At 66.8% G+C, this 24,353-nt stretch carries 23 protein-coding genes and 1 rRNA gene; 22 read left to right on the top strand and 2 right to left on the bottom strand.

Features of this window, described 5'->3' with window-relative positions:
- The 20 genes from A5787_RS09785 to A5787_RS09690 all read left to right on the top strand — a co-directional run bounded on the left by A5787_RS09785 (position 1) and on the right by A5787_RS09690 (position 19,959).
- On the top strand, positions 1–1,326 hold the full coding sequence (locus A5787_RS09785) for a homoserine dehydrogenase (protein WP_066965246.1): 1,326 nt from the start codon (positions 1–3) through the stop codon (positions 1,324–1,326).
- A complete protein-coding gene (gene thrC / locus A5787_RS09780) occupies positions 1,323–2,405 on the top strand; it encodes a threonine synthase (RefSeq protein WP_066965243.1) in 1,083 nt (360 codons plus the stop codon). The genes A5787_RS09785 and thrC overlap by 4 nt, the downstream gene beginning before the upstream one ends.
- Before the next feature lie 3 nt (positions 2,406–2,408).
- Positions 2,409–3,356: a homoserine kinase gene (thrB, locus tag A5787_RS09775; RefSeq protein WP_156763863.1), complete on the top strand. Its 948-nt coding sequence runs from the start codon at positions 2,409–2,411 to the stop codon at positions 3,354–3,356.
- A 267-nt stretch (positions 3,357–3,623) separates the two neighbouring features.
- Complete coding sequence (gene rho / locus A5787_RS09770) at positions 3,624–5,462, top strand: transcription termination factor Rho (RefSeq protein ID WP_066965240.1); 1,839 nt, start codon at positions 3,624–3,626, stop codon at positions 5,460–5,462.
- 11 nt (positions 5,463–5,473) lie between these two features.
- Positions 5,474–7,048: a fatty-acid--CoA ligase FadD1 gene (gene fadD1 / locus A5787_RS09765; RefSeq protein ID WP_066965237.1), complete on the top strand. Its 1,575-nt coding sequence runs from the start codon at positions 5,474–5,476 to the stop codon at positions 7,046–7,048.
- A gap of 208 nt (positions 7,049–7,256) precedes the next feature.
- Positions 7,257–7,499 carry a 50S ribosomal protein L31 gene (rpmE, locus tag A5787_RS09760; RefSeq protein ID WP_066965377.1) on the top strand — a complete coding sequence of 81 codons (243 nt, stop codon included), beginning with the start codon at positions 7,257–7,259 and terminating at the stop codon, positions 7,497–7,499.
- 78 nt (positions 7,500–7,577) lie between these two features.
- Positions 7,578–8,651 (top strand): peptide chain release factor 1, encoded by a 1,074-nt coding sequence (prfA, locus tag A5787_RS09755; protein ID WP_066965235.1) that lies wholly within the window; start codon positions 7,578–7,580, stop codon positions 8,649–8,651.
- Positions 8,648–9,493: a peptide chain release factor N(5)-glutamine methyltransferase gene (gene prmC, locus A5787_RS09750; RefSeq protein WP_066965232.1), complete on the top strand. Its 846-nt coding sequence runs from the start codon at positions 8,648–8,650 to the stop codon at positions 9,491–9,493. The genes prfA and prmC overlap by 4 nt, the downstream gene beginning before the upstream one ends.
- Entirely contained in the window at positions 9,490–10,143 is a 654-nt protein-coding gene (locus A5787_RS09745; protein WP_066965229.1) for an L-threonylcarbamoyladenylate synthase, read from the top strand. Before prmC ends, A5787_RS09745 begins: the two co-directional genes overlap by 4 nt.
- Positions 10,144–10,187: 44 nt before the next feature.
- Positions 10,188–11,375, top strand: coding sequence for a glycosyltransferase family 4 protein (locus A5787_RS09740; protein ID WP_197507048.1), 1,188 nt, complete (start codon positions 10,188–10,190; stop codon positions 11,373–11,375).
- Positions 11,376–11,626: 251 nt separating this feature from the next.
- Positions 11,627–12,094 carry an ATP synthase subunit I gene (locus tag A5787_RS09735; RefSeq protein ID WP_066965223.1) on the top strand — a complete coding sequence of 156 codons (468 nt, stop codon included), beginning with the start codon at positions 11,627–11,629 and terminating at the stop codon, positions 12,092–12,094.
- The gene (gene atpB, locus A5787_RS09730) at positions 12,087–12,842 is read left to right on the top strand and encodes a F0F1 ATP synthase subunit A (RefSeq protein ID WP_066965220.1); all 756 of its coding nucleotides are present in this window, start codon (positions 12,087–12,089) and stop codon (positions 12,840–12,842) included. Before A5787_RS09735 ends, atpB begins: the two co-directional genes overlap by 8 nt.
- Positions 12,843–12,895: 53 nt before the next feature.
- The gene (locus tag A5787_RS09725) at positions 12,896–13,141 is read left to right on the top strand and encodes a F0F1 ATP synthase subunit C (RefSeq protein ID WP_066928722.1); all 246 of its coding nucleotides are present in this window, start codon (positions 12,896–12,898) and stop codon (positions 13,139–13,141) included.
- Between the two features lie 9 nt (positions 13,142–13,150).
- Positions 13,151–13,669, top strand: coding sequence for a F0F1 ATP synthase subunit B (locus A5787_RS09720; protein WP_066965217.1), 519 nt, complete (start codon positions 13,151–13,153; stop codon positions 13,667–13,669).
- Between the two features lie 4 nt (positions 13,670–13,673).
- Positions 13,674–15,014 (top strand): F0F1 ATP synthase subunit B/delta, encoded by a 1,341-nt coding sequence (locus A5787_RS09715; RefSeq protein WP_066965215.1) that lies wholly within the window; start codon positions 13,674–13,676, stop codon positions 15,012–15,014.
- A gap of 41 nt (positions 15,015–15,055) precedes the next feature.
- A complete protein-coding gene (gene atpA, locus A5787_RS09710) occupies positions 15,056–16,729 on the top strand; it encodes a F0F1 ATP synthase subunit alpha (protein ID WP_066965212.1) in 1,674 nt (557 codons plus the stop codon).
- A 6-nt stretch (positions 16,730–16,735) separates the two neighbouring features.
- Complete coding sequence (locus A5787_RS09705) at positions 16,736–17,653, top strand: F0F1 ATP synthase subunit gamma (protein WP_066965209.1); 918 nt, start codon at positions 16,736–16,738, stop codon at positions 17,651–17,653.
- Positions 17,654–17,672: 19 nt separating this feature from the next.
- Positions 17,673–19,130 carry a F0F1 ATP synthase subunit beta gene (atpD, locus tag A5787_RS09700; RefSeq protein ID WP_066965206.1) on the top strand — a complete coding sequence of 486 codons (1,458 nt, stop codon included), beginning with the start codon at positions 17,673–17,675 and terminating at the stop codon, positions 19,128–19,130.
- 13 nt (positions 19,131–19,143) lie between these two features.
- Positions 19,144–19,509 (top strand): F0F1 ATP synthase subunit epsilon, encoded by a 366-nt coding sequence (locus A5787_RS09695; protein ID WP_066965203.1) that lies wholly within the window; start codon positions 19,144–19,146, stop codon positions 19,507–19,509.
- 6 nt (positions 19,510–19,515) lie between these two features.
- Entirely contained in the window at positions 19,516–19,959 is a 444-nt protein-coding gene (locus tag A5787_RS09690) for a DUF2550 domain-containing protein (protein ID WP_066965200.1), read from the top strand.
- Here A5787_RS09690 and A5787_RS09685 read toward each other — a convergent pair whose 3' ends face one another.
- Both A5787_RS09685 and A5787_RS09680 read right to left on the bottom strand, forming a co-directional pair.
- Positions 19,960–20,394 carry a VOC family protein gene (locus tag A5787_RS09685; protein WP_066965197.1) on the bottom strand — a complete coding sequence of 145 codons (435 nt, stop codon included), beginning with the start codon at positions 20,392–20,394 and terminating at the stop codon, positions 19,960–19,962.
- 9 nt (positions 20,395–20,403) lie between these two features.
- A complete protein-coding gene (locus A5787_RS09680; protein WP_066965194.1) occupies positions 20,404–20,985 on the bottom strand; it encodes a cob(I)yrinic acid a,c-diamide adenosyltransferase in 582 nt (193 codons plus the stop codon).
- A 70-nt stretch (positions 20,986–21,055) separates the two neighbouring features.
- Here A5787_RS09680 and murA point away from each other — a divergent pair, with 70 nt between their 5' ends.
- Together murA and A5787_RS09670 are read left to right on the top strand one after the other, a co-directional pair.
- Complete coding sequence (murA, locus tag A5787_RS09675) at positions 21,056–22,309, top strand: UDP-N-acetylglucosamine 1-carboxyvinyltransferase (protein ID WP_066965192.1); 1,254 nt, start codon at positions 21,056–21,058, stop codon at positions 22,307–22,309.
- Between the two features lie 381 nt (positions 22,310–22,690).
- Positions 22,691–24,210, top strand: a 16S ribosomal RNA gene (locus A5787_RS09670).
- Positions 24,211–24,353 lie beyond the last annotated feature (143 nt).

Here is a 24,353-nt window from a genome sequence, read left to right as displayed (position 1 = left end):
GTGCCCGGTGACGAAAAGGCCGTCGGCGTAGCGGTACTCGGGTTGGGCAACGTCGGCAGCGAGGTCGTCCGCATCATCGAGGACAGCGCCGAGGACCTGGCCGCCCGCGTCGGCGCGCCGCTGGTGCTGCGCGGGATCGGGGTGCGGCGCGTCGCGGCCGACCGCGGCGTTCCGATCGGCCTGCTGACCAACAACATCGAAGAGCTGGTCTGCCGCGAGGACGTCGACATCGTCGTCGAGGTGATGGGACCGGTGGAGCCGGCGCGCAAGGCGATCCTGTCCGCGCTGGAGCACGGCAAGTCCGTCGTCACCGCCAACAAGGCGCTGCTGTCCACCTCCACCGGGGAGCTGGCGCAGGCGGCCGAAAACGCCCACGTCGACCTGTATTTCGAGGCTGCGGTCGCGGGTGCGATTCCGGTCATCCGCCCGCTCACCCAGTCGCTGGCCGGCGACACGGTGCTGCGGGTGGCCGGCATCGTCAACGGCACCACCAACTACATCCTGTCCGCGATGGACAGCACCGGCACGGACTACGACAGCGCCCTGGCCGACGCCGGCGCGCTGGGCTACGCCGAGGCCGATCCCACCGCCGACGTCGAAGGCTACGACGCCGCCGCCAAGGCCGCGATTTTGGCGTCCATCGCCTTTCACACCCGGGTGCACGCCGACGACGTCTATCGCGAGGGCATCACCAAGATCACCCCGGCCGACTTCGCGTCCGCGCGCGCCCTCGGGTGCACCATCAAGCTGCTGTCCATCTGCGAGCGGATCACCGGCGACGATGGCCAGCAACGGGTTTCGGCGCGCGTCTATCCCGCGCTGGTGCCGCTGTCGCATCCGCTCGCCACGGTCAACGGCGCGTTCAACGCGGTGGTGGTGGAGGCCGCGGCCTCGGGACGGCTGATGTTCTACGGCCAGGGGGCGGGCGGCGCGCCCACCGCCTCGGCGGTCACCGGCGACCTGGTGATGGCCGCGCGCAACCGGGTGCTGGGCAGCCGCGGCCCCAAGGAGTCGAGGTACGCCCAACTCCCCATCGCCCCAATGGGTCTCATCTCCACCCGCTACTACGTCAGCATGAACGTCGCCGACGAGCCGGGCGTGTTGTCCGCCGTGGCGGCGGAATTCGCCAAGCGCGCGGTGAGCATCGCCGAGGTTCGCCAGGAAGGCATGGTGGACGAGGACGGCCGACGGGTGGGGGCCCGGGTCGTGGTGGTCACCCACACCGCCACCGACGCCGCGCTTTCCGAAACCGTCCATGCGCTGGCCGATTTGGATGTCGTGCAGAGCGTGACAAGCGTGCTGCGATTGGAAGGAAACGGCCTGTGAGCGCTGCCCGGACGGCCACCCATCAACCCTGGCCGGGAGTGATCGCGGCGTACCGCGACCGGTTGCCGGTCGGCGACGACTGGACCCCGGTCACCCTGCTCGAGGGCGGTACCCCGCTGATCGCCGCGACCCGGCTCTCCGAAAGGACCGGCTGCACCGTCCATCTCAAGGTCGAGGGCCTCAACCCGACCGGCTCGTTCAAGGACCGGGGCATGACGATGGCCGTCACCGACGCCCTGGCCCGCGGCCAGCAGGCCGTGCTGTGCGCCTCCACCGGCAACACCTCGGCCTCGGCCGCCGCATACGCGGCGCGCGCCGGGATCACCTGCGCGGTGCTGATCCCGCAGGGCAAGATCGCGATGGGCAAGCTGGCACAGGCGGTGATGCACGGCGCCAAGATCATCCAGATCGACGGCAACTTCGACGACTGCCTGGAATTGGCCCGCAAGATGGCCGCCGACTTCCCGACCATCTCGCTGGTGAACTCGGTCAACCCGGTGCGCATCGAGGGGCAGAAGACCGCCGCGTTCGAGATCGTCGACGCGCTGGGCGCCGCGCCGGACGTGCACGCCCTTCCGGTCGGCAACGCCGGCAACATCACCGCGTACTGGAAGGGCTACACCGAGTACCACCAGGAAGGCATCATCGACAAGCTGCCCCGGATGCTCGGGGCCCAGGCCGCCGGCGCGGCCCCCCTGGTGCTCGGCAAACCGGTCAGCCACCCGGAGACCATCGCGACCGCGATCCGCATCGGCGCCCCGGCGTCATGGACGGCCGCCGTCGCCGCCCAGCAGCAGTCCGACGGGCGCTTCCTGGCCGTCACCGACGAGGAGATCCTGGCGGCGTACCACCTGGTGGCCGCCTCCGAGGGCGTCTTCGTCGAGCCCGCATCCGCGGCCAGCATCGCGGGGCTGCTCAAGGCCGTCGACGACGGCTGGGTGGTGCGCGGGTCGTCGGTGGTGTGCACGGTGACCGGCAACGGCCTCAAGGATCCCGACACCGCGCTGAAGGACATGCCGACCGTGTCCGCGTTGCCGGTGGACCCGGTGCTCGTCGTCGAGCGATTGGGTCTCGCGTAAGAAATGAACGCCCAGATGCTGCCCGCCGGGCTGGTGGCGAGCGCCGCGGTGTCGGCGTCCAGCGCCAACCTCGGTCCGGGGTTCGACAGCATCGGTCTGGCATTGAGCCTCTGCGACGAAGTCGTCGTGGAGACAACGGATTCCGGCCTGGTCGTGGTGGTCGAGGGCGAGGGCGCCGGGCAGGTACCGCTGGACGCCGAACACCTGGTGGTGCGCGCCATCCAGCACGGGCTGCGCGCCGTCGGGGCGGGCGCCCCCGGCCTGGTGGTGCGCTGCCGCAACGCCATCCCGCATTCCCGCGGCCTCGGTTCGTCGGCGGCGGCCGTCGTCGGGGGCCTGGCGGCGGTGAACGGGCTTGTGGCGCAAACGGATTCGACACCGCTGAGCGTCGATCGGCTGATCCAGTTGTGCTCGGAATTCGAGGGGCATCCCGACAACGCCGCGGCCGCGGTGCTGGGCGGTGCGGTGGTGTCGTGGACGGACCGCACCGGCGCCGAGCCCCGGTATTCGGCTGTGCCGCTGCGGCTGCACCCGGACATCCGGCTGTTCTGCGCGATTCCCGAGGAACGCTCGCTGACCGCCGAGACCCGCGTGCTGCTGCCCAGCCGGGTCAGCCACGAAGACGCGAGTTTCAACGTCAGCCGCGCCGCACTGCTGGTCGTCGCCCTCACCGAACGGCCGGATCTGCTGATGCCGGCCACCGAGGACGTGCTGCACCAACCGCAACGCGCCCCCGCGATGCGGGGATCGGCGGAATATTTGCGAGTGCTGCGGCGTCATAGCATAGCGGCGACGCTTTCTGGGGCCGGTCCCAGCCTCATCGCACTGAGCACGGAGCCGGAGTTACCCCCGGAAGCGCTGGAGTACGGGGCCGCACACGGATTTACCCTGATGAAGATGACCGCCGGCGAAGGAGTTCGCTGGAGCCCGGGCGTCACCGTCGCCGGTTAATCCACAGCGTGGCCGGAGGGTTTGCTTGCTTCCGGCAGGGATGCAGGTTATCCTCGGAGCCGTCCAGCAATCGCAGCATCTGCATCTGCACACATACTGCCTTGCCGCTAGGACAACACCAATTCTTCTCGTAAACGAGGTTCGCCGTCTTCTCCGATGATCCCGGGCGATCACCGTCGCAGAGTCGATGATTGGGCGCACTCGGCAATTTGGCTGAATGCAACGACCCCCCGTATGACCAGATCAGCGGGGGAAGAAAGGAAATCCGTGACTGATACGGACCTCTTCACGGCGGGCGAAAGCACCGGTAGCAATCCGGTGCCGGACGCCGTGACCACAGACAGTCCCGATGTCAAAACCACCGCCTCGACCGGCTCCCTGTCCGCCATGGTGCTGCCCGAGCTGCGGGCGCTGGCTAACCAGGTCGGCGTCAAGGGGACGTCGGGGATGCGCAAGAACGAACTCATCGCCGCGATCAAGGAAATCAGGGGGCAGGCCAATGGGACTTCGGCCCCGGCCGCCCCGGCGGACGGCGGCAAATCCGACAAGACCGACACCGCCGAAGCGCCGGCCGACGCGCCCGCGGCCCCAGCGGAAAACAACGGCTCCACCGAGGCGCCGCGCCGGGAACGGCGCAACGCCAACCGCGACACGGGATCGCCCGGTCGCACGCACGAGGAGCAGGACCGCGAGGACTCCGGCACCCGGAAGGGCGGAGGCAATCCCGACGCGGAGAAACGCCAAGGGGGCCAACGGGACACCAAAACCGACGACCGGGGCCAAGACTCCGGCGGCGACCAGGGTTCGGGCGGCCAGCAGTCACGCGGTGCCTCGAACCAACAGGACGACGACGGCGAGGGCCGCCAGGGCCGGCGGGGACGCCGATTCCGCGACCGCGACCGCAGGCGGCGCGGCGAGCGCTCGGGCGATGGCCCCGACGCCGAACTGCGCGAAGACGACGTCGTCCAGCCGGTCGCCGGAATCCTTGACGTTCTCGACAATTACGCCTTCGTGCGCACCTCCGGCTACCTGGCCGGCCCGCACGACGTGTACGTCTCGATGAACATGGTGCGCAAGAACGGCCTGCGCCGCGGCGACGCGGTGACCGGCGCGGTGCGGGTGCCCCGGGACGGCGAGCAACCCAACCAGCGGCAGAAGTTCAACCCGCTGGTGCGCCTGGACAGCGTCAACGGGGGCTCCGTCGAGGACGCCAAGAAGCGGCCAGATTTCAACAAGCTGACGCCGTTGTACCCCAATCAGCGGCTTCGCCTGGAAACCACCCCCGACCGGCTGACCACCCGGGTCATCGACCTGATCATGCCGATCGGCAAGGGTCAGCGCGCGCTGATCGTCTCGCCCCCCAAGGCCGGTAAGACGACGATCCTGCAGGACATCGCCAACGCGATCGCCAAGAACAACCCGGAATGCCACCTCATGGTCGTCCTCGTCGACGAGCGGCCCGAGGAGGTCACCGACATGACGCGCTCGGTCAAGGGCGAGGTCATCGCCTCGACCTTCGACCGGCCGCCGTCCGATCACACCCAGGCAGCAGAGCTTGCGATCGAGCGGGCCAAGCGCCTCGTCGAGCAGGGCAAGGACGTCGTGGTCCTGCTGGACTCGATCACCCGCCTGGGCCGCGCGTACAACAACGCGTCGCCCGCATCGGGCCGGATCCTGTCCGGCGGTGTCGACTCCACCGCGCTGTATCCGCCCAAGCGCTTCCTGGGCGCCGCCCGCAACATCGAGGAAGGCGGGTCGCTGACCATCATCGCCACCGCGATGGTCGAGACCGGGTCCACCGGTGACACGGTCATCTTCGAGGAGTTCAAGGGCACCGGTAACGCCGAGCTCAAGCTGGACCGCAAGATCTCCGAACGGCGGGTCTTCCCGGCGGTCGACGTGAACCCCTCCGGCACCCGCAAGGACGAGCTGCTGCTGTCGCCCGACGAGTTCGGCATCGTGCACAAGCTGCGTCGCGTGCTGTCGGGTCTGGACCCGCACCAGGCCATCGACCTGCTGATGTCGCAGCTGCGCAAGACGAAGACGAACTACGAGTTCCTGGTGCAGGTGTCCAAGACGACCCCGGGGTCGATGGACAACGACTAGCCTCGCAAGCTGTGGCGGACACGCTGCAGCAACTGCTTCGTGAGCGCGTAGACCAGGACACGCCGGCGCTGAAGTACGGCGACCGGGTCTGGACCTGGCGTGAGTACCTGGCCGACGCCGCCACCACCGCGGCCGCCGTCATCCGGGCCGCCGACCCGGACCGTCCGCTGCACGTCGGCGCCCTGCTGGGCAACACCCCCGAGATGCTGACCGCCATGGCGTCGGCCGCGCTCGGCGGCTACGTGCTGTGCGGCGTCAACGACACCCGCCGCGGCGCCGCGCTGGCCAGGGACATCCTGCACGCCCATTGCCAGATCCTGTTGATCGATCCGGGGCACAAAGCGCTGCTCGACGGCCAGGACCTGCCTGGTGTGCAGGTGTTCGACGTGTCCGGCGGGTCCTGGGCGGCCCTGCTGGAGCGCGCCGGGCCGCTGGCCCCGCATCGCGAGGTCGCCCCCACCGACACGTTCATGATGATGTTCACCTCGGGCACCAGCGGCGAGCCCAAGGCGGTGCAGGTCACCCACCTCACCGTGCTGTTCGCCGGCGCCACGTTGATCGCGCGGTTCGGTCTCGACGCCTCCGACGTCTGCTACCTGTCGATGCCCCTGTTCCACGCCAACGCCCTCTTCGCCGGTTGGAGCGTGGGGGTGGGCGCCGGCGCGGCGATGGTCCCCGCGACGTTCTCGGCGTCCGGGCTGCTGCCCGACCTGCGCCACTACGGCGCGACCTTCATGAACTACGTCGGCAAACCGCTGGCCTTCGTGCTGGCCACGCCGGAGCGGGCCGACGACCGCGACAATCCGCTGCGGGTCGCCGTCGGCAACGAGGCGAGCGATCGCGACATCGCCGAGTTCAGCCGGCGGTTCGACTGCACGGTGTGGGACGGCTTCGGGTCCACCGAGGCCGCGATCGTCATCACCCGCGAGGACGGCTGCCCGCCCGGGTCGCTGGGCCGCGGCTTCCCCGGGGTGGCCATCTACAACCCGGACACATTGGCCGAGTGCCCGCCCGCCGCCTTCGACGGGGACGGGGCCCTGACCAACGCCGACGAGGCGATAGGGGAGCTGGTCAACACCACCGGCGCGGGTCTGTTCTCCGGCTACTACAACGACCCCCAAGCCACCGACGAGCGCCTTCGACATGGCATGTTCTGGTCCGGCGACCTGGCCTACCGCGACGCCGACGGGTGGATCTACTTCGCCGGGCGCAGCGGCGACTGGCTGCGCGTCGACGGCGAGAACATGACCACGGCGCCCATCGAGCGGATTCTGCAGCGGTTGGCCCCGGTCAGCCACGTCGCGGTGTACGCGGTGCCCGACGAACACGTCGGCGACCAGGTGATGGCGGCGATGGTGCTCGCCGACAACGCGCGGCTGACGCCCGAGGAGTTTGGCCAGTTCCTCGCCGCCCAGCCCGACCTGTCGCCCAAGGCGTGGCCCCGCTACGTCTGGCTCACCGATCGGCTGCCGACGACGGCGACCAACAAGATCCTCAAGCGCGAGCTGACCGCGCGGGGCGCCGCCCCCGGCGGCGGCGTGCTGTGGACCCGCGGCGCAAAAAGCCGCGTCTACCGCGACACATAAACCGCGCACTTGACAATGCCCCGGGCGGAGTCGCAATGGCTTATGTTTCGGCGCGACGCCCGGCCCCAACCAGCCGGGAATGCGCAGGGGCGGCTCCGCGTTTGGGCTGATGTAGGTTGACCTGGCATAATCGACGGTCGACTACCCCCGAGGACCAGTTCAGGTCCCAGGAGTTCGCGCCGGGGCGCAAACGATCGAAGAGGACATGATGAAAGCTGATATTCACCCCGCCTACGGTGAGACCACCGTGCACTGTGGGTGTGGCAACACCTTCACCACGCGCAGCACCAAGCCGGGAGGTCAGATCCACGTCGAGGTCTGTTCGCAGTGCCACCCCTTCTACACCGGCAAGCAGAAGATCCTCGACAGCGGCGGCCGGGTGGCTCGCTTCGAGAAGCGCTACGGCAAGCGCAAGGCCGCGGCCGACAACGGCGAGTCGATCGACAAATAGCTGGCTTACCGACGCCCGTACTGTGCCCAATGGTGCACAGGCCGGGCGTCGGTTCGTGTTCGGGGCAGGAGGTGTGAGATGACGCAGCCGGTACAGACCATCGACGTGCTGCTGGCCGAACACGCCGCGCTCGAGCAGCGGCTGTCCGACCCCGAACTGCATAGCAATCCCGACGAGGCCCGCAAGGCCGGCCGCCGGTTCGCCCGGTTGGCCCCGATCGTCGCCACCTACCGCAAGCTGGCGGCCGCGCGCGGCGACCTCGACACCGCCCGCGAGTTCGCCGCCGACGACGAGTCCTTCGCCGACGAGGTGCCCGAACTGGAGGCACGGGTCGCCGAGTTGGACACCCAACTCACGGACATGCTGGCCCCCCGCGATCCCCATGACGCCGACGACATCGTGCTCGAGGTCAAATCCGGTGAGGGCGGCGAGGAATCGGCGTTGTTCGCCGCCGATCTGGCCCGGATGTACATCCGCTATGCGGAACGGCACGGCTGGACGGTCACGGTGCTGGACGAAACCACCTCGGATCTGGGCGGTTATAAGGACGCGACGCTGGCCATCGGCAGCAAGGGCGACATCGCCGACGGCGTGTGGTCGCGGATGAAGTTCGAGGGCGGCGTCCACCGGGTGCAACGGGTTCCGGTGACGGAATCGCAAGGGCGCGTGCATACTTCGGCAGCAGGTGTGCTGGTCTATCCTGAGCCGGAGGAAGTCGGCGAGGTGCAGATCGACGAGTCGGATCTGCGCATCGACGTCTACCGCTCGTCGGGCAAGGGCGGCCAGGGCGTCAACACCACCGACTCGGCGGTGCGGATCACGCACCTGCCCACCGGAATCGTCGTCACCTGCCAAAACGAACGGTCCCAGCTGCAGAACAAGGCCCGCGCCATGCAGGTGCTGGCGGCTCGGCTGCAGGCCCTGGCCGAGGAAAAGGCGCTGGCCGACGCGTCGGCCGATCGCGCCAGCCAGGTCCGCACCGTGGACCGCAGCGAACGGATCCGCACCTACAACTTCCCGGAGAACCGGCTCACCGATCACCGAATCGGTTTCAAGGCACACAATCTGGACCAGGTGCTCGACGGCGACCTCGACGCGTTGTTCGACGCGTTGGGCGCCGCCGACAAGCAAGCGCGGTTGCAACAGGCATGACTCACCTGCGGCGCGCGATCGACTCGGCTGCGGCGCAACTCGCCGAAGCCGGGATCGATTCCGCCCGCTACGACGCCGAGGAGTTGGCCGCCCACCTGGTCGGCGCCGAACGCGGCCGGCTGACCCTGATCGAGGCGCCCGACGACGAATTCCTCGGGCGCTACCGCGACATCGTCGCCGCGCGCTCGCAGCGAGTTCCGTTGCAGCACCTCACCGGGACGGCGGCGTTCGGGCCGGTGACACTGCGGGTGGGTCCCGGCGTGTTCATCCCGCGCCCGGAGACCGAGGCCATGCTGGAGTGGGCCACCGCGCAGCCGCTGGGCGCGCGGCCGGTGATCGTCGACTTGTGCACCGGCTCGGGCGCTTTGGCGGTGGCCCTGGCCCGCCACCGGCCCGGCGCGCGGGTCATCGGCATCGACGACTCCGACGCGGCCCTGGCCTACGCGCGGCACAACACCGAGGGCACCGCCGTGGAGCTGGTGCGCGCCGACATCACCGCAATCGAAGCGCTTACCGAGCTCGACGGACTGGTCGACCTGGTGGTGTCCAACCCGCCCTACGTTCCCGACGGCAGCGCCGTGGCAGCCGAAGTGGCGCAACACGATCCGCCGCACGCGGTGTTCGGCGGGGCCGACGGGATGGCGGTGATCGGCGCCGTCATCCGCCTCGCGGGGCGCTGGCTGCGCCCGGGCGGACTCTTCGGCGTCGAGCATGACGACAAAACGGCCGCGCGGACAGTCGAATTGCTCAGCAGCACAGGTGTTTTCGAAGAGATCGAGGCCCGCCGCGATCTGACCGGGCGGCCGAGGTTCGTGACGGCCCGGCGAGGGGAGCCGTCTTGACCTCCGTCTTCGACTGCGCCAACCCCGACGAGCGCTCGCTCGGAATCACGTCGGCCGCGGGGGCTCTGAAAAGCGGCCGGCTCGTCGTGCTGCCCACCGACACCGTGTACGGCATCGGCGCCGACGCGTTCGACAGCGCCGCGGTAGCGGCGCTGCTCGCGGCGAAGGGGCGGGGCCGCGACATGCCGGTCGGCGTGCTGGTCGGCTCCTGGCACACCATCGAGGGCCTGGTCTACACGATGCCCGACGGCGCACGCGACCTGATCCGGGCCTTCTGGCCCGGTGCGCTGAGCCTGGTGGTGCGGCAGGCGCCGTCGTTGCAGTGGGACCTCGGCGACGCCCGGGGCACCGTGATGCTGCGGATGCCGTTGCAACCGGTCGCCATCGAGCTGCTGCGCGAGGTCGGGCCCATGGCAGTGTCCAGCGCGAACGTCTCCGGGCGCCCGCCCGCGGTCGACGCCGCCGAGGCGCGCGGTCAACTCGGCGACCTGGTCGACGTCTATCTCGACGCGGGCCCGGCGCAGCAGCAGGCCGCCTCCACGATCGTCGACCTGACCGATGACACCCCGCGCATCCTGCGCGCCGGTCCCGTGAGCGCCGAGCGGATCGCGGAAGTGCTTGGCATGGACGCGGGAAGCCTGATCGCCTAGCGCAACCGGCCAATCTCGTCTCAGCTTGGTGCAGTACGGTCTCGTTGGTGTCCAGCCTTGCCGGTGGTCTGCTCGCCCTGTCCGATCGCGGCACCGGTGTCCCGCTGCGCGAGCTCGCACTGGTCGGCCTCACCGCGGCCATCATCACCTACTTCGCGACGGGCCCGGTGCGGGTGCTGGCCACCCGGCTGGGAGCGGTCGCCTACCCGCGGGAGCGCGACGTGCACGTGACGCCCACCCCGCGCATGGGCGGGCTCGCGATGTTCGTCGGCGTTGTCTCGGCCGTCTTCCTGGCCTGGCAACTCCCGGCGCTCACCCGCGGATTCGTCTACTCCACCGGCATGCCCGCCGTCCTGGTGGCGGCCGCCGTGATCGTGGGCATCGGCCTGATCGACGACCGCTGGGGTCTGGACGCCCTGACCAAGTTCGCCGGCCAGATCACCGCGGCCAGCGTGCTCGTCACCATGGGCGTCGCGTGGAGCGTCCTGTACATCCCCATCGGCGGCGTCGGCACCATCGTGCTGGACCAGGCGTCGTCGATCCTGCTCACCCTGGCGCTGACCGTGTCGTTCGTCAACGCGATGAACTTCGTCGACGGGCTCGACGGCCTGGCCGCCGGGCTGGGACTCATCATGGCGATGGCGATCTGCATGTTCTCGGTCGGCCTGCTGCGTGACCACGGCGGCGACGTGTTGTTCTATCCGCCCGCCGTCATCTCCGTCGTGATCGCGGGGGCCTGTCTGGGGTTCTTGCCGCACAACTTCCATCGGGCCAAAATCTTCATGGGCGATTCCGGCTCGATGCTGATCGGCCTGATGATCGCCGCGGCCGCCACCACCGCCGCCGGCCCCGTCTCGCAGAACGCCTACGGCGCCCGTGACGTGTTTGCTCTGCTGTCACCGTTCCTGCTGGTGGTGGCCGTCATTTTCGTGCCGATGCTCGACCTTTTACTGGCGATCGTGCGCCGCACCCGCGCGGGCCGCAGCGCATTCAGCCCGGACAAAATGCACCTGCATCATCGGTTGCTGCAAATCGGGCATTCGCATCGCCGGGTGGTGCTGCTGATCTATCTCTGGGTGGGCATTGTCGCGTTCGGCGCGGCAAGCACCATCTTTTTCAATCCGCGCGACACCGGCGCGGTCATGCTGGGCGCAATCGTGGTCGCCGGAGTGGCCACGGCGATCCCGCTCCTGCGCCGCCGCGACGACTACCAAGACCTGGACTTGGACTGACGAAACGCGCCTACGACACCCGGTAGTAGCGGTGCCGATCGTATGGTAAGGTGCAGGTAGAACCCCAAAAAGAGACCTTGAGGGTTGCCGGCCAGCCAGCGCGTCGGATGCCTGTCCGAGCGCGCCGATTCGTGACCGACGTAGGGAGCTACCCCTTGGGTGATGGCCCTGTGACGTGCGATACGCTCGGCGGGCCACCGATCGGTCGGTTGGGGGTCTCCCGCTTCACTATCTGGGATTGAGGTGCTGCAGTGACGACACCAGCGCAGGACGCGCCGTTGGTGTTTCCCTCTGTTGCTTTCCGTCCGCTTCGGCTGTTTGTGATCAGCGTGGGCATCACCGCGCTGGCGATCCTCGGCGCCGGATTGTCCGGCCGCCTCATGCTCGGCGTGTTCTTCGGTGTGGGGTTGCTCTTGGGTTTGCTCAACGCGCTGCTCGTGCGGCGTTCGGTCGCGTTGATCACCGCGAAAGACCACCCTCTGAAAAGCTCGATGGCAGTCAATTCGGCGACGAGGTTGGCGATCATCACCATCGTCGCGCTGATCATTGCCTTCGTTTTCCGGCCGAATGGCTTGGGCGCGATGTTCGGTCTGGCGCTCTTCCAGGTGCTCTTGGTTGCGTCCACAGCGCTGCCGGTCTGGAAGAAGCTGCGGGCGGGCGAGCCGGCCCCATCCCTGAGCCCGGACGGGTCGGACGGAAGGAGCACCAGCGATGATTGAGACGATCCTGGCGGGTTCCCAGATCGAGGTCGGCGAGCACACCACCGCGAAGTGGCTCGGGCTGACGGTCAACACCGACACAGTGCTGGCGACCGCGCTCGCCGCGGTGATCGTGCTCGCCCTGGCCTTCTTCCTGCGCGCCAAGATCACGTCGAGCGGTGTTCCCAGCGGAGTCCAACTGTTCTGGGAGGCGCTCACCATACAGATGCGCAACCAGATCGAAAGCGCCATCGGGATGCGAATCGCGCCGTTCGTGTTGCCGTTGGCGGTGACGATCTTCGTGTTCATCCTGATCTCGAACTGGTTGTCGGTGCTGCCGCTGCAGTACACCGACAAATCCGGTCACACCACCGAGTTGCTCAAGTCGGCGGCGGCGGACATCAATTACGTTCTGGCGCTGGCCCTTTTCGTATTCGTCTGCTACCACGTGGCCGGGATCTGGCGCCGCGGCATCATCGGGCACCCGATCAAGGTCCTCAAGGGGCACGTGGCGTTCCTGGCGCCGATCAACCTGGTCGAAGAATTGGCGAAGCCGATTTCGTTGTCGCTCCGACTCTTTGGCAATATCTTCGCCGGCGGCATCCTGGTGGCGCTGATCGCGATGTTCCCGCCGTACATCATGTGGTTACCCAACGCGGTGTGGAAATCGTTCGACCTGTTCGTCGGGGCGATCCAGGCGTTCATCTTCTCGATCCTGACCATCTTGTACTTCAGCCAAGCCATGGAGCTGGAGGACCACCACGACTAGCCCACTCACCACCAGATAAGCCAACAAGATAAAGCTGGACAAAGGAGGAAAGAATGGACCCCACTATCGCTGCCGGTGCACTCATCGGCGGTGGGATCATCATGGGCGGCGGCGCAATCGGAGCCGGCATCGGTGACGGTATTGCCGGTAATGCGCTGGTTTCGGGCATCGCCCGGCAACCCGAGGCGCAGGGCCGGTTGTTCACGCCGTTCTTCATCACCGTCGGTCTGGTCGAGGCGGCCTACTTCATCAACCTGGCGTTCATGGCGTTGTTCGTCTTCGCCACCCCCGTCACGTAGTTCGTTGTGATGGGTGACCCGAACTCCATGGTGCTCGCCGCCGGCGAGGCGGTAGCAGAGGGAGACAAGGGGGGGAGCAACTTCCTCGTCCCCAACGGCACATTCTTCTTCGTGCTGGCGATCTTCCTCATCGTGCTCGCCATCATCGGCACCTTCGTGGTGCCGCCGATCCTGAAGGTGCTGCGCGAACGCGACGCCATGGTCGCCAAGACCCAGGCCGACAACAAGAAGTCGGCCGAGCAGTTCGAAGCCGCCCAGGCCGATTACGAAGAGGTCATGAAGGAAGCACGCGTGCAGGCGTCATCCCTCCGCGACGACGCCCGCGCCGAAGGCCGCAAGGTTATTGATGACGCGCGCGCCAGTGCCGAGCAAGACGTGGTGGCGACGTTGCAGCTGGCCGCCGAGCAATTGAAACGGGAGAGGGACGCCGTGGAACTGGATCTGCGCGCCAACGTGGGGACCATGTCTGCGACCCTGGCCAGCCGAATCCTCGGTGTCGACGTCACCACCTCCGCCGCGACAAGGTAAAGCGATGTCGACTTTTTTCGGACAGTTGGGCGGTTTCGCCCTCATCGTGTTCATTGTCTGGCGCTATGCCGTGCCGCCGGTGCGCAAAATGATGACCGCCCGCCAGGAGCTGGTGCGCCAGCAGTTGGCCGATTCGGCGGCCGCCGCAGAGCGGCTGACCGAATCAACCACGGCCCACAGCAAGGCCGTGCAAGCCGCCAAGGAAGAGGCGGAACAAGTCGTCGAAGAGGCCCAGTCGGACTCCGAACGCATCACCGAGCAACTGCAGGGCCAGGCCGGTGTCGAGGCCGAGCGCATCAGGGCTCAGGGCACGCGCCAATCCGAGCTGCTCCGTGCGCAGCTGAGCCGTCAACTTCGCCTGGAGCTCGGACACGAATCCGTCCGCCAGGCAGGGGAATTGGTGCGTAACTACGTTGCCGACGCGGACCAGCGGTCGGCCACCGTCGACCGGTTCCTGGACGATCTGGATGCCATGGCGCCGGCACCCGCCGAGGTCGCCTACCCGTTGATGGCGAAGATGCGCTCGGCCAGCCGGCAGGCGCTGGGCAACGTCTCGGAGCGGTTCGGCACCATCGCCAAGGACCTCGACAACAAGGCTCTTACCACCCTCTCCAGCGAGTTGGTGGAGGTGGCCAAAATGCTGGACCGCGAAATTGTGGTCACCCGCTACCTCACCGTGCCCGCCGAAGACGCGGCCCCGCGGGTCCGGCTGATCGAGCGGCTGGTGTCCGGCAAGGTCGGCGACGCCACGCTCGACGTGTTGCGGGCCGCGGTCTCCGAACGCTGGTCGGCCAATTCGGATTTGGTCGACGCCGTCGAACACATTTCGCGGCAAGCGTTGCTGGAGGTCGCCGAACGCGAAGACCGGGTCGACGAGGTCGAAGACCAACTGTTCCGGTTTTCCCGGGTTCTCGACGCGCAGCCACGACTTGCGATCCTGTTGGGCGACTACGGTTCCCCCGCCGAAGGCCGGATCGGCTTGCTGCGCAAGGTGCTACAGAGCGCAAGTACACGGGTAAACCCCGTCGCGCGGGCACTGCTGACCCAGACCGTCGAGCTGCTGAGGGGCGAGCCGGCCGAGGCGGCCGTGAAGTTCTTGGCGGAAGTCGCGGTGGCGCGCCGCGGCGAAATCATCGCGCAGGTCACTGCGGCGGCCGGGCTCAGCGACGACCAGCGCACCCGTCTCACCGAAGTTCTCAGCCGCATCTACGCCCACCCGGTGACGGTGCAGCTGCAGATCGAACCCGACTTGCTGGGCGGGCTGCTGATCGCCGTGGCCGACGAGGTGATCGACGGGACGCTCTCCTCTCGCCTGGCCGCGGCCCAGGCCCAATTGCCCGACTAGACGCGAACTAACCAAATCATCAAGTAGGAAGACGAAAAGCCATGGCAGAGTTGACAATCTCGGCTGACGACATCCAGGGTGCCATCGAGGAGTACGTAAGCTCCTTCACCGCCGACACCTCGCGCGAGGAGGTCGGCACCGTCATCGACGCCGGGGACGGCATCGCGCACGTCGAGGGTCTGCCGTCGGTCATGACCCAGGAGCTGCTCGAGTTCCCGGGCGGGGTCCTCGGCGTCGCCCTCAACCTGGACGAGCACAGCGTCGGCGCGGTCATCCTGGGTGATTTCGAGAAAATCGAAGAAGGCCAACAGGTCAAGCGCACCGGGGAGGTCTTGTCGGTCCCCGTCGGCGATGCGTTCATGGGCCGGGTCGTCAACCCGCTGGGCCACCCGATCGACGGGCGCGGGGACATCGAGACCGACGTGCGGCGCGCGCTGGAGCTGCAGGCGCCGTCGGTGGTCCAGCGTCAGGGCGTGAAGGAGCCGCTGCAGACCGGGATCAAGGCCATCGACGCCATGACCCCGATCGGCCGCGGTCAGCGGCAGCTGATCATCGGCGACCGCAAGACCGGCAAGACCGCGGTCTGCATCGACACCATCCTCAACCAGCGGCAGAACTGGGAGTCGGGTGACGAACGCAAACAGGTGCGTTGCGTCTACGTGGCGATCGGTCAGAAGGGCACCACGATCGCCGCGGTCCGTCGCGCGCTGGACGAGGGCGGCGCGATGGACTACACCACCATCGTCGCGGCGCCCGCATCCGACGCGGCCGGCTTCAAATGGCTTGCGCCGTACACCGGTTCGGCGATCGCCCAGCACTGGATGTACGACGGCAAGCACGTGCTGATCGTGTTCGACGACCTGAGCAAGCAGGCCGAGGCCTACCGCGCGATCTCGCTGCTGCTGCGCCGCCCACCGGGCCGCGAGGCCTACCCGGGCGACGTGTTCTACTTGCACTCGCGATTGTTGGAGCGCTGCGCGAAGCTCTCCGACGAGCTCGGTGGCGGCTCGCTGACCGGCCTGCCGATCATCGAGACCAAGGCCAACGACATCTCGGCCTACATCCCGACCAACGTCATCTCGATCACCGACGGGCAGTGCTTCCTGGAGTCGGACCTGTTCAACCAGGGCGTCCGGCCCGCCATCAACGTCGGTGTCTCGGTGTCCCGCGTCGGCGGCGCCGCGCAGATCAAGGCGATGAAGGAAGTGGCGGGTTCGTTGCGGCTGGACCTGTCGCAGTACCGCGAGCTGGAATCGTTCGCCGCCTTCGCTTCTGACCTGGATGCCACGTCCAAGGCGCAGCTGGCGCGCGGCGAGCGGCTGGTCGAACTGCTCAAGCAACGGCAGTACCAGCCCATGCCGGTCGAGGAGCAGGTGGTTTCGATTTTCTTGGGAACCGGCGGCCACCTGGACTCCGTGCCCGTCGAGGACGTCAGGCGGTTCGAAACGGAACTGCTGGACCACATGCGCGCCTCCGAAGAGAAGTTCCTGGCCGGCATCCGCGACAGCCAGAAGCTTTCCGAAGAGGGTGAGAACCAGCTCACCGAGATCATCAAGAAGTTCAAGAAGGGCTTCGCGGCCTCCGACGGCCGGTCGGTGGTGCCCGACGAGCACGTCGAGCCGATGGACGAGGAAGACCTCGAAAAGGAGTCGGTGCAAGTCAAGAAGGAAAAGCCAAAGAAAGAATCCAAGGACTCCAAGAAGGACAAGAAGTAGCTAACGATGGCGGCGACACTTCGCGAATTGCGGGGCCGGATTCGTTCGGCAGGGTCGATCAAAAAGATCACCAAGGCCCAGGAGATGATCGCGACGTCGCGCATCGGGAAGGCGCAGGCCCGGCTGCAATCCGCGCGGCCCTACGCCTTCCAGATCACCGCGATGCTCACGACCCTGTCGGCCGAGGCCGCTCTGGACCACCCCTTGCTGGTCGAGCGGGAAAACCCGAAGCGCGCAGGCGTGCTGGTGGTGTCCTCCGACCGCGGTCTGTGCGGTGCCTACAACTCCAGCATCTTCCGGCGCTCCGAGGAGCTGTTCGCCCTGCTACGGGAGGAAGGCAAGACCCCGGTCCTGTACACGGTGGGCCGAAAGGCGCAGAACTACTTCAAGTTCCGCAACTGGGACATCACCGAGTCGTGGACCGGGTTCTCCGAGCAGCCCGCGTACGAGAATGCCGCGGAGATCGCGGAGACCTTGGTCGACACCTTCATGAAAGGTGTGGGCGACGACGACGGTCAGCAGTCGGAGGACGTCCAGGGCGTCGACGAACTGCACATCGTCTATTCGGAGTTCAAGTCGATGATGTCGCAGGCGGCGGCGGCCCACCGCATCGCCCCGCTGGTGGTGGAGTACGTCGAGGAAGAGCCCGAACTGCACACCCTCTATTCGTTCGAGCCGGACGCGACAACGCTTTTCGAGTCGTTACTGCCGCGGTACGTGACGACGCGCGTCTACGCGGCGTTACTTGAATCGGCGGCATCGGAGCTGGCGTCGCGCCAGCGTGCGATGAAGTCGGCCACCGACAACGCGGACGACCTCATCAAAGAGCTGACGCTGATGGCGAACCGCGAGCGGCAGGCCCAGATCACCCAGGAGATCAGCGAAATCGTCGGCGGCGCAAACGCGCTCGCCGACGCTAAGTAGCGCACGAGGAAGAAGAAACATGACTGCTACTGACCAGAAGACCAAAAACTCGAAGGACACCGACACCAGCGGCCGCGTGGTACGGGTCACCGGGCCCGTCGTCGACGTCGAGTTCCCGCGCGGCTCGGTGCCCGAGTTGTTCAACGCGCTGCACGCCGACATCACCTACGAGGCGATGGCCAAGAAGCTCACGCTCGAGGTCGCGCAGCACCTGGGCGACAGCCTGGTTCGCACCATTTCGTTGCAGCCCACCGACGGCCTGGTGCGCGGTGTCGAGGTCACCGACACCGGGAAGTCGATCTCGGTGCCGGTCGGCGAGGCCGTCAAGGGTCACGTCTTCAACGCCCTCGGCGACTGCCTGGACAAGCCGGGGTACGGCGAGGACTTCGACCACTGGTCGATTCACCGCAAGCCGCCGGCCTTCGAGGAACTCGAGCCGCGCACCGAGATGCTCGAGACCGGCCTGAAGGTCGTCGACCTGCTGACCCCCTACGTGCGCGGCGGCAAGATCGCCCTCTTCGGCGGTGCCGGTGTGGGCAAGACGGTGCTGATCCAGGAGATGATCAACCGTATTGCCCGAAACTTCGGTGGTACTTCGGTTTTCGCCGGCGTGGGCGAGCGCACCCGCGAGGGCAATGACCTGTGGGTGGAGCTCAAGGAAGCCGACGTGCTCAAGGACACCGCGCTGGTGTTCGGTCAGATGGACGAGCCGCCCGGCACCCGTATGCGGGTGGCGCTGTCGGCGCTGACGATGGCCGAGTGGTTCCGCGACGAGGCGGGCCAGGACGTGCTGTTGTTCATCGACAACATCTTCCGGTTCACCCAGGCCGGCTCCGAGGTGTCGACCCTGCTCGGTCGCATGCCGTCGGCGGTGGGCTACCAGCCCACGCTGGCCGACGAGATGGGCGAGCTGCAGGAGCGCATCACCTCGACCCGGGGGCGGTCGATCACGTCGATGCAGGCGGTTTATGTGCCGGCGGACGACTACACCGACCCGGCGCCCGCGACGACGTTCGCGCACCTGGACGCCACCACCGAGCTGTCGCGTTCGGTGTTCTCCAAGGGCATCTTCCCCGCGGTGGACCCGCTGGCGTCGAGCTCGACGATCCTGGACCCCGGTGTCGTCGGTGACGAGCACTACCGCGTGGCGCAGGAGGTCATCCGAATCCTGCAGCGCTACAAGGACCTTCAGGACATCATCGCCATCCTCGGCATCGACGAGCTGTCCGAGGAGGACAAGCAGCTGGTCCAGCGCGCCCGGCGCATCGAGCGGTTCCTGTCGCAGAACATGATGGCCGCGGAACAGTTCACCGGCCAGCCGGGCTCGACGGTGCCGGTGAAGGAGACCATCGAGGCGTTCGACAAGCTGACGAAGGGCGACTTCGACCACATCCCCGAGCAGGCCTTCTTCCTGATCGGCGGCCTCGACGACTTGGCAAAGAAAGCCGAAAGCTTCGGCGCCAAGCTCGATTCCTGAAAGGCGCTCTCGCATGGCCGAATTGAACGTTGAGATCGTCGCCGTCGACCGGAAGATCTGGTCGGGTGAGGCAACGTTCCTGTTCACCCGCACCACCGTCGGCGAGATCGGCATCCTGCCCCGCCACATCCCGCTGGTGGCACAGCTGGTGGACGACGCCATGGTGCGTGTCGAGCGCGAAGGCGAAGACGACCTGCGGATCGCGGTGGACGGTGGGTTCTTGTCGGTGACCGAGGAACAGGTCAGCATCCTGGCCGAATCGGCTGAGTTCGAGTCGGAGATCGACGAGAGCGCCGCCAGAGAGGCCGCCGAGTCCGACGATCCCCGCACCGCCGCAAGGGGGCGCGCCAGACTGCGCGCCGTCGGCGCGATCGACTAACCGTCGATGAGCGCGCCCATGGTCGGCATGGTCGTGCTCGTCGTTGTCTTGGGGGTTGCCGTTCTCGCCCTGAGCTACCGGCTGTTGAAGCTGCGCCAGGGCGGAACGGCCGGGATCATGCGGGACATTCCCGCCGTCGGCGGGCACGGCTGGCGGCACGGCGTGATCCGTTACCGCGGCGGCGAGGCCGCCTTCTACCGGCTGTCCAGCCTGCGTTTGTGGCCGGACCGTCGGCTCAGCCGGCGCGGTGTGGAGATCGTGGCCCGGCGCGCGCCGCGCGGCGACGAGTTCGACATCATGACCGACGAGATCGTCGTCCTGGAGCTGCGCGACACGACGCAGGATCGCAGGTCCGGTTACGAGCTCGCGCTCGACAAGGGCGCCCTGACCGCGTTCCTGTCGTGGCTGGAGTCCCGGCCCTCGCCGCGCGCACGCCGCCGCAGCGTGTGACTACCACGGGCTGACGGTCCGGCATCCATATTCTTCCGGCGCGACGTCGCGCACAGTTTCGCTGAACTGCCAGCGATGTCCCGCTAGATCCTCGACGGTGCATTCCCGTTCGCCGTATTCGCGGTCGACGGGCGGCTCCAGCACTTTCGCGCCGGCCGCCCGCGCGCGTTCGAACTGGCCGTCCACGTCGGCGACCCGCACCTTGATCTCGTGCGTGACGACGCCGGCCGTCGGCGGTCGCCGCTCACCGGCGACGTCCGCGACGATGATGGCCCCGTCGGCGCCGATGCCCAGCTGCGCGCGGTGGCTGTCGCCGATCCGGGTTCGCTCGACGAAGCCGAAGGCCGCGGCGAGCCAGTCCACCGCCGCGCGCACGTCCGGATAGACAAGCACGGGGATCACGGCGACGGGCGGGATAGATCGGTTGTGCTTCATTGCGACACTTCAGCTTTCGGCTGCCCCGCCGCCCGGCTTCCAGAGCACGTCGCCCTCCGGGTTGGCCGCCCGCGCCAGGATGAACAGCAGGTCCGACAGTCGGTTCAGGTACTTTGCCGGCAGGACGCTGACCCCCTCGGGCTGCGAAACCACCGCGGCCCACGCCGAGCGCTCGGCCCGCCGCACCACCGTCCGGGCGACGTGCAACAACGCCGACAGCGGCGAACCTCCGGGCAGCACAAACGAATTCAGCGCCGGCAGCGGCTCGTTGTACTTGTCGCACCATGCCTCGAGCCGATCGATGTAGGCCTGGGGAACTCGCAGCGGGGAATACTTGGGGCTTTCCGCCACCGGCGTCGACAGGTCCGCGCCGGCGTCGAACAAGTCGTTCTGGATCTGCCGCAGCACGCCCGCGATTTCCCCGTCGGGCCGACCGAGCGCGATCGCGACGCCGATCGCGGAGTTGGCCTCGTCGCAATCCGCGTACGCCACCAGCCGGGGATCGTTCTTGGAGACCCGTGAGAAATCGCTCAATCCCGTCGTCCCGTCATCGCCGGTTCGCGTATATATGCGGGTCAGGTGGATCGCCATGAGAAAACGGTACTCGGCTGGCCGCCTCGGCTGACTGACAAGCCCAAACCGCTTCACTAAACTGACCCGGGTGACTGAGCGATTCGTGGTGACCGGCGGCAACCGCTTGTCAGGCGAAGTCGCCGTCGGGGGCGCCAAGAACAGCGTGCTCAAGCTGATGGCCGCGACCCTGCTGGCCGAGGGCACCAGCACCATCACCAACTGCCCGGACATCCTCGACGTGCCATTGATGGCAGAGGTCTTGCGCGGCCTGGGGGCCACCGTCGAGCTGGACGGCGACGTCGCCCGCATCACCTCGCCCGACGAGCCCAAGTACGACGCCGACTTCGCGGCGGTGCGGCAGTTCCGCGCCTCGGTCTGCGTGCTGGGCCCGCTGGTTGGCCGCTGCAAGCGCGCCAGGGTCGCGCTCCCGGGCGGGGACGCGATCGGATCGCGCCCGCTGGACATGCATCAGGCGGGCCTGCGCCAGCTGGGTGCGCAATGCAACATCGAGCACGGATGCGTGGTCGCCCAGGCGGACACTCTGCGCGGCGCGGAGATTCAGCTGGAGTTCCCGTCGGTGGGGGCCACCGAGAACATCCTGATGGCCGCCGTCGTGGCCGAGGGCGTCACCACTATTCATAACGCGGCGCGCGAACCGGACGTGGTCGATCTCTGCACGATGCTGAACCAGATGGGCGCGCGGATCGAAGGCGCGGGTTCGCCGACCATGACGATCACCGGCGTCGCGCGGCTGCACCCGACCGAACACCGCGTGATCGGTGACCGCATCGTGGCCGCCACCTGGGGCATCGCCGCCGCGATGACCCGCGGCGACATCGAGGTGACCGGCGTCGACCCGGCCCACCTGCAGGTGGTGCTGCACAAGTTGCACGACGCGGGTGCCACGGTCACCCAGACTGACAGCAGCTTCCGGGTGACGCAGTACGAGCGACCGAAGGCTGTCAACGTCGCGACCTTGCCTTTTCCCGGATTTCCGACCGACCTGCAGCCGATGGCGATCGCGCTGGCCTCGATCGCCGACGGCACGTCGATGATCACGGAGAACGTGTTCGAGGCCCGCTTCCGGTTCGTCGAGGAGATGATCCGGCTGGGCGCCGACGCCCGCACCGACGGGCACCACGCCGTCGTGCGGGGCCTGCCGCAACTATCCAGCGCCCCGGTGTGGTGTTCGGACATCCGGGCCGGCGCCGGCCTGGTGCTGGCCGGGCTGGTCGCCGACGGCGACACCGAGGTCCACGACGTCTTCCACATCGACCGCGGCTACCCCTTGTTCGTGGAGAACCTGGCGATTTTGGGAGCGGAGATCGAGCGGGTAGAGTAGTCAAAGTCAGTGCCCCACAAGGGCGGTCACCCCGCGAGGGGGGCCGAAACCGGGGAATTGACTCCCTCGCCGGATCGGTACTAGCCTGGCACGGCTGCCCCGCAGCGGTCACCACACAAGATGACCAAAACTGGGGCTTGACGCCTCCGCCGGACTGGTATTAAGCTGGCAGGGTTGCCCGGAAGCGGGCGAAAATCAGCATGAGTGTTGTTTGAGAACTCAATAGTGTGTTTGGTCTTTTTAAATTGTTGTTGTTTTTTGGCCATATTCTGCACCCCCCGTGTGTGGGTATGGCTGTTTTTTTGATGCCAGTATATTGGTGTCTTTTTGTTAGGTCAGATTTTCTCTGATTGTAAATTCACCTCGTTATCGAGGGGTTTTTGTTTGGAGAGTTTGATCCTGGCTCAGGACGAACGCTGGCGGCGTGCTTAACACATGCAAGTCGAACGGAAAGGCCCCTTCGGGGGTACTCGAGTGGCGAACGGGTGAGTAACACGTGGGTAATCTGCCCTGCACTTCGGGATAAGCCTGGGAAACTGGGTCTAATACCGGATAGGACCATTTAGCGCATGCTTTATGGTGGAAAGCTTTTGCGGTGTGGGATGGGCCCGCGGCCTATCAGCTAGTTGGTGGGGTGACGGCCTACCAAGGCGACGACGGGTAGCCGGCCTGAGAGGGTGTCCGGCCACACTGGGACTGAGATACGGCCCAGACTCCTACGGGAGGCAGCAGTGGGGAATATTGCACAATGGGCGCAAGCCTGATGCAGCGACGCCGCGTGGGGGATGACGGCCTTCGGGTTGTAAACCTCTTTCAGCAGGGACGAAGCGCAAGTGACGGTACCTGCAGAAGAAGCACCGGCCAACTACGTGCCAGCAGCCGCGGTAATACGTAGGGTGCGAGCGTTGTCCGGAATTACTGGGCGTAAAGAGCTCGTAGGTGGTTTGTCGCGTTGTTCGTGAAATCTCACGGCTTAACTGTGAGCGTGCGGGCGATACGGGCAGACTGGAGTACTGCAGGGGAGACTGGAATTCCTGGTGTAGCGGTGGAATGCGCAGATATCAGGAGGAACACCGGTGGCGAAGGCGGGTCTCTGGGCAGTAACTGACGCTGAGGAGCGAAAGCGTGGGGAGCGAACAGGATTAGATACCCTGGTAGTCCACGCCGTAAACGGTGGGTACTAGGTGTGGGTTTCCTTCCTTGGGATCCGTGCCGTAGCTAACGCATTAAGTACCCCGCCTGGGGAGTACGGCCGCAAGGCTAAAACTCAAAGGAATTGACGGGGGCCCGCACAAGCGGCGGAGCATGTGGATTAATTCGATGCAACGCGAAGAACCTTACCTGGGTTTGACATGCACAGGACGCCGGCAGAGATGTCGGTTCCCTTGTGGCCTGTGTGCAGGTGGTGCATGGCTGTCGTCAGCTCGTGTCGTGAGATGTTGGGTTAAGTCCCGCAACGAGCGCAACCCTTATTTCATGTTGCCAGCGGGTAATGCCGGGGACTCGTGAGAGACTGCCGGGGTCAACTCGGAGGAAGGTGGGGATGACGTCAAGTCATCATGCCCCTTATGTCCAGGGCTTCACACATGCTACAATGGCCGGTACAAAGGGCTGCGATGCCGCAAGGTTAAGCGAATCCTTTTAAAGCCGGTCTCAGTTCGGATCGGGGTCTGCAACTCGACCCCGTGAAGTCGGAGTCGCTAGTAATCGCAGATCAGCAACGCTGCGGTGAATACGTTCCCGGGCCTTGTACACACCGCCCGTCACGTCATGAAAGTCGGTAACACCCGAAGCCAGTGGCCTAACCCTTTGGGAGGGAGCTGTCGAAGGTGGGATCGGCGATTGGGACGAAGTCGTAACAAGGTAGCCGTACCGGAAGGTGCGGCTGGATCACCTCCTTTCTAAGGAGCACCACGAAAAGCACTCCAATTGGTGGGGTGCAAGCCGTGAGGGGTTCTCGCCTGTAGTGGGCGGGGCCGGGTGCACAACAACAAGGCGAAAGCCAGACACACTATTGGGTCCTGAGGCAGCACTCGGGTTGTTT

Source organism: Mycobacterium sp. 852002-50816_SCH5313054-b, from assembly GCF_001667185.1.
Taxonomy (GTDB): domain Bacteria; phylum Actinomycetota; class Actinomycetes; order Mycobacteriales; family Mycobacteriaceae; genus Mycobacterium.
This window is presented reverse-complemented; position numbering and strand designations above follow the sequence as displayed.

What these genes read in the sequence shown, in the direction of transcription:
- thrB (WP_156763863.1), top strand. Translation starts at nt 2,409, where the DNA reads ATGAACGCCCAGATGCTGCCCGCCGGGCTGGTGGCGAGCGCCGCGGTG.
- rpmE (WP_066965377.1), top strand. Translation starts at nt 7,257, where the DNA reads ATGAAAGCTGATATTCACCCCGCCTACGGTGAGACCACCGTGCACTGT.
- prfA (WP_066965235.1), top strand. Translation starts at nt 7,578, where the DNA reads ATGACGCAGCCGGTACAGACCATCGACGTGCTGCTGGCCGAACACGCC.
- prmC (WP_066965232.1), top strand. Translation starts at nt 8,648, where the DNA reads ATGACTCACCTGCGGCGCGCGATCGACTCGGCTGCGGCGCAACTCGCC.
- atpB (WP_066965220.1), top strand. Translation starts at nt 12,087, where the DNA reads ATGATTGAGACGATCCTGGCGGGTTCCCAGATCGAGGTCGGCGAGCAC.
- A5787_RS09725 (WP_066928722.1), top strand. Translation starts at nt 12,896, where the DNA reads ATGGACCCCACTATCGCTGCCGGTGCACTCATCGGCGGTGGGATCATC.
- A5787_RS09720 (WP_066965217.1), top strand. Translation starts at nt 13,151, where the DNA reads ATGGGTGACCCGAACTCCATGGTGCTCGCCGCCGGCGAGGCGGTAGCA.
- A5787_RS09715 (WP_066965215.1), top strand. Translation starts at nt 13,674, where the DNA reads ATGTCGACTTTTTTCGGACAGTTGGGCGGTTTCGCCCTCATCGTGTTC.
- atpA (WP_066965212.1), top strand. Translation starts at nt 15,056, where the DNA reads ATGGCAGAGTTGACAATCTCGGCTGACGACATCCAGGGTGCCATCGAG.
- A5787_RS09705 (WP_066965209.1), top strand. Translation starts at nt 16,736, where the DNA reads ATGGCGGCGACACTTCGCGAATTGCGGGGCCGGATTCGTTCGGCAGGG.
- atpD (WP_066965206.1), top strand. Translation starts at nt 17,673, where the DNA reads ATGACTGCTACTGACCAGAAGACCAAAAACTCGAAGGACACCGACACC.
- A5787_RS09695 (WP_066965203.1), top strand. Translation starts at nt 19,144, where the DNA reads ATGGCCGAATTGAACGTTGAGATCGTCGCCGTCGACCGGAAGATCTGG.
- A5787_RS09690 (WP_066965200.1), top strand. Translation starts at nt 19,516, where the DNA reads ATGAGCGCGCCCATGGTCGGCATGGTCGTGCTCGTCGTTGTCTTGGGG.
- A5787_RS09685 (WP_066965197.1), bottom strand. Translation starts at nt 20,394, where the DNA reads ATGAAGCACAACCGATCTATCCCGCCCGTCGCCGTGATCCCCGTGCTT.
- A5787_RS09680 (WP_066965194.1), bottom strand. Translation starts at nt 20,985, where the DNA reads ATGGCGATCCACCTGACCCGCATATATACGCGAACCGGCGATGACGGG.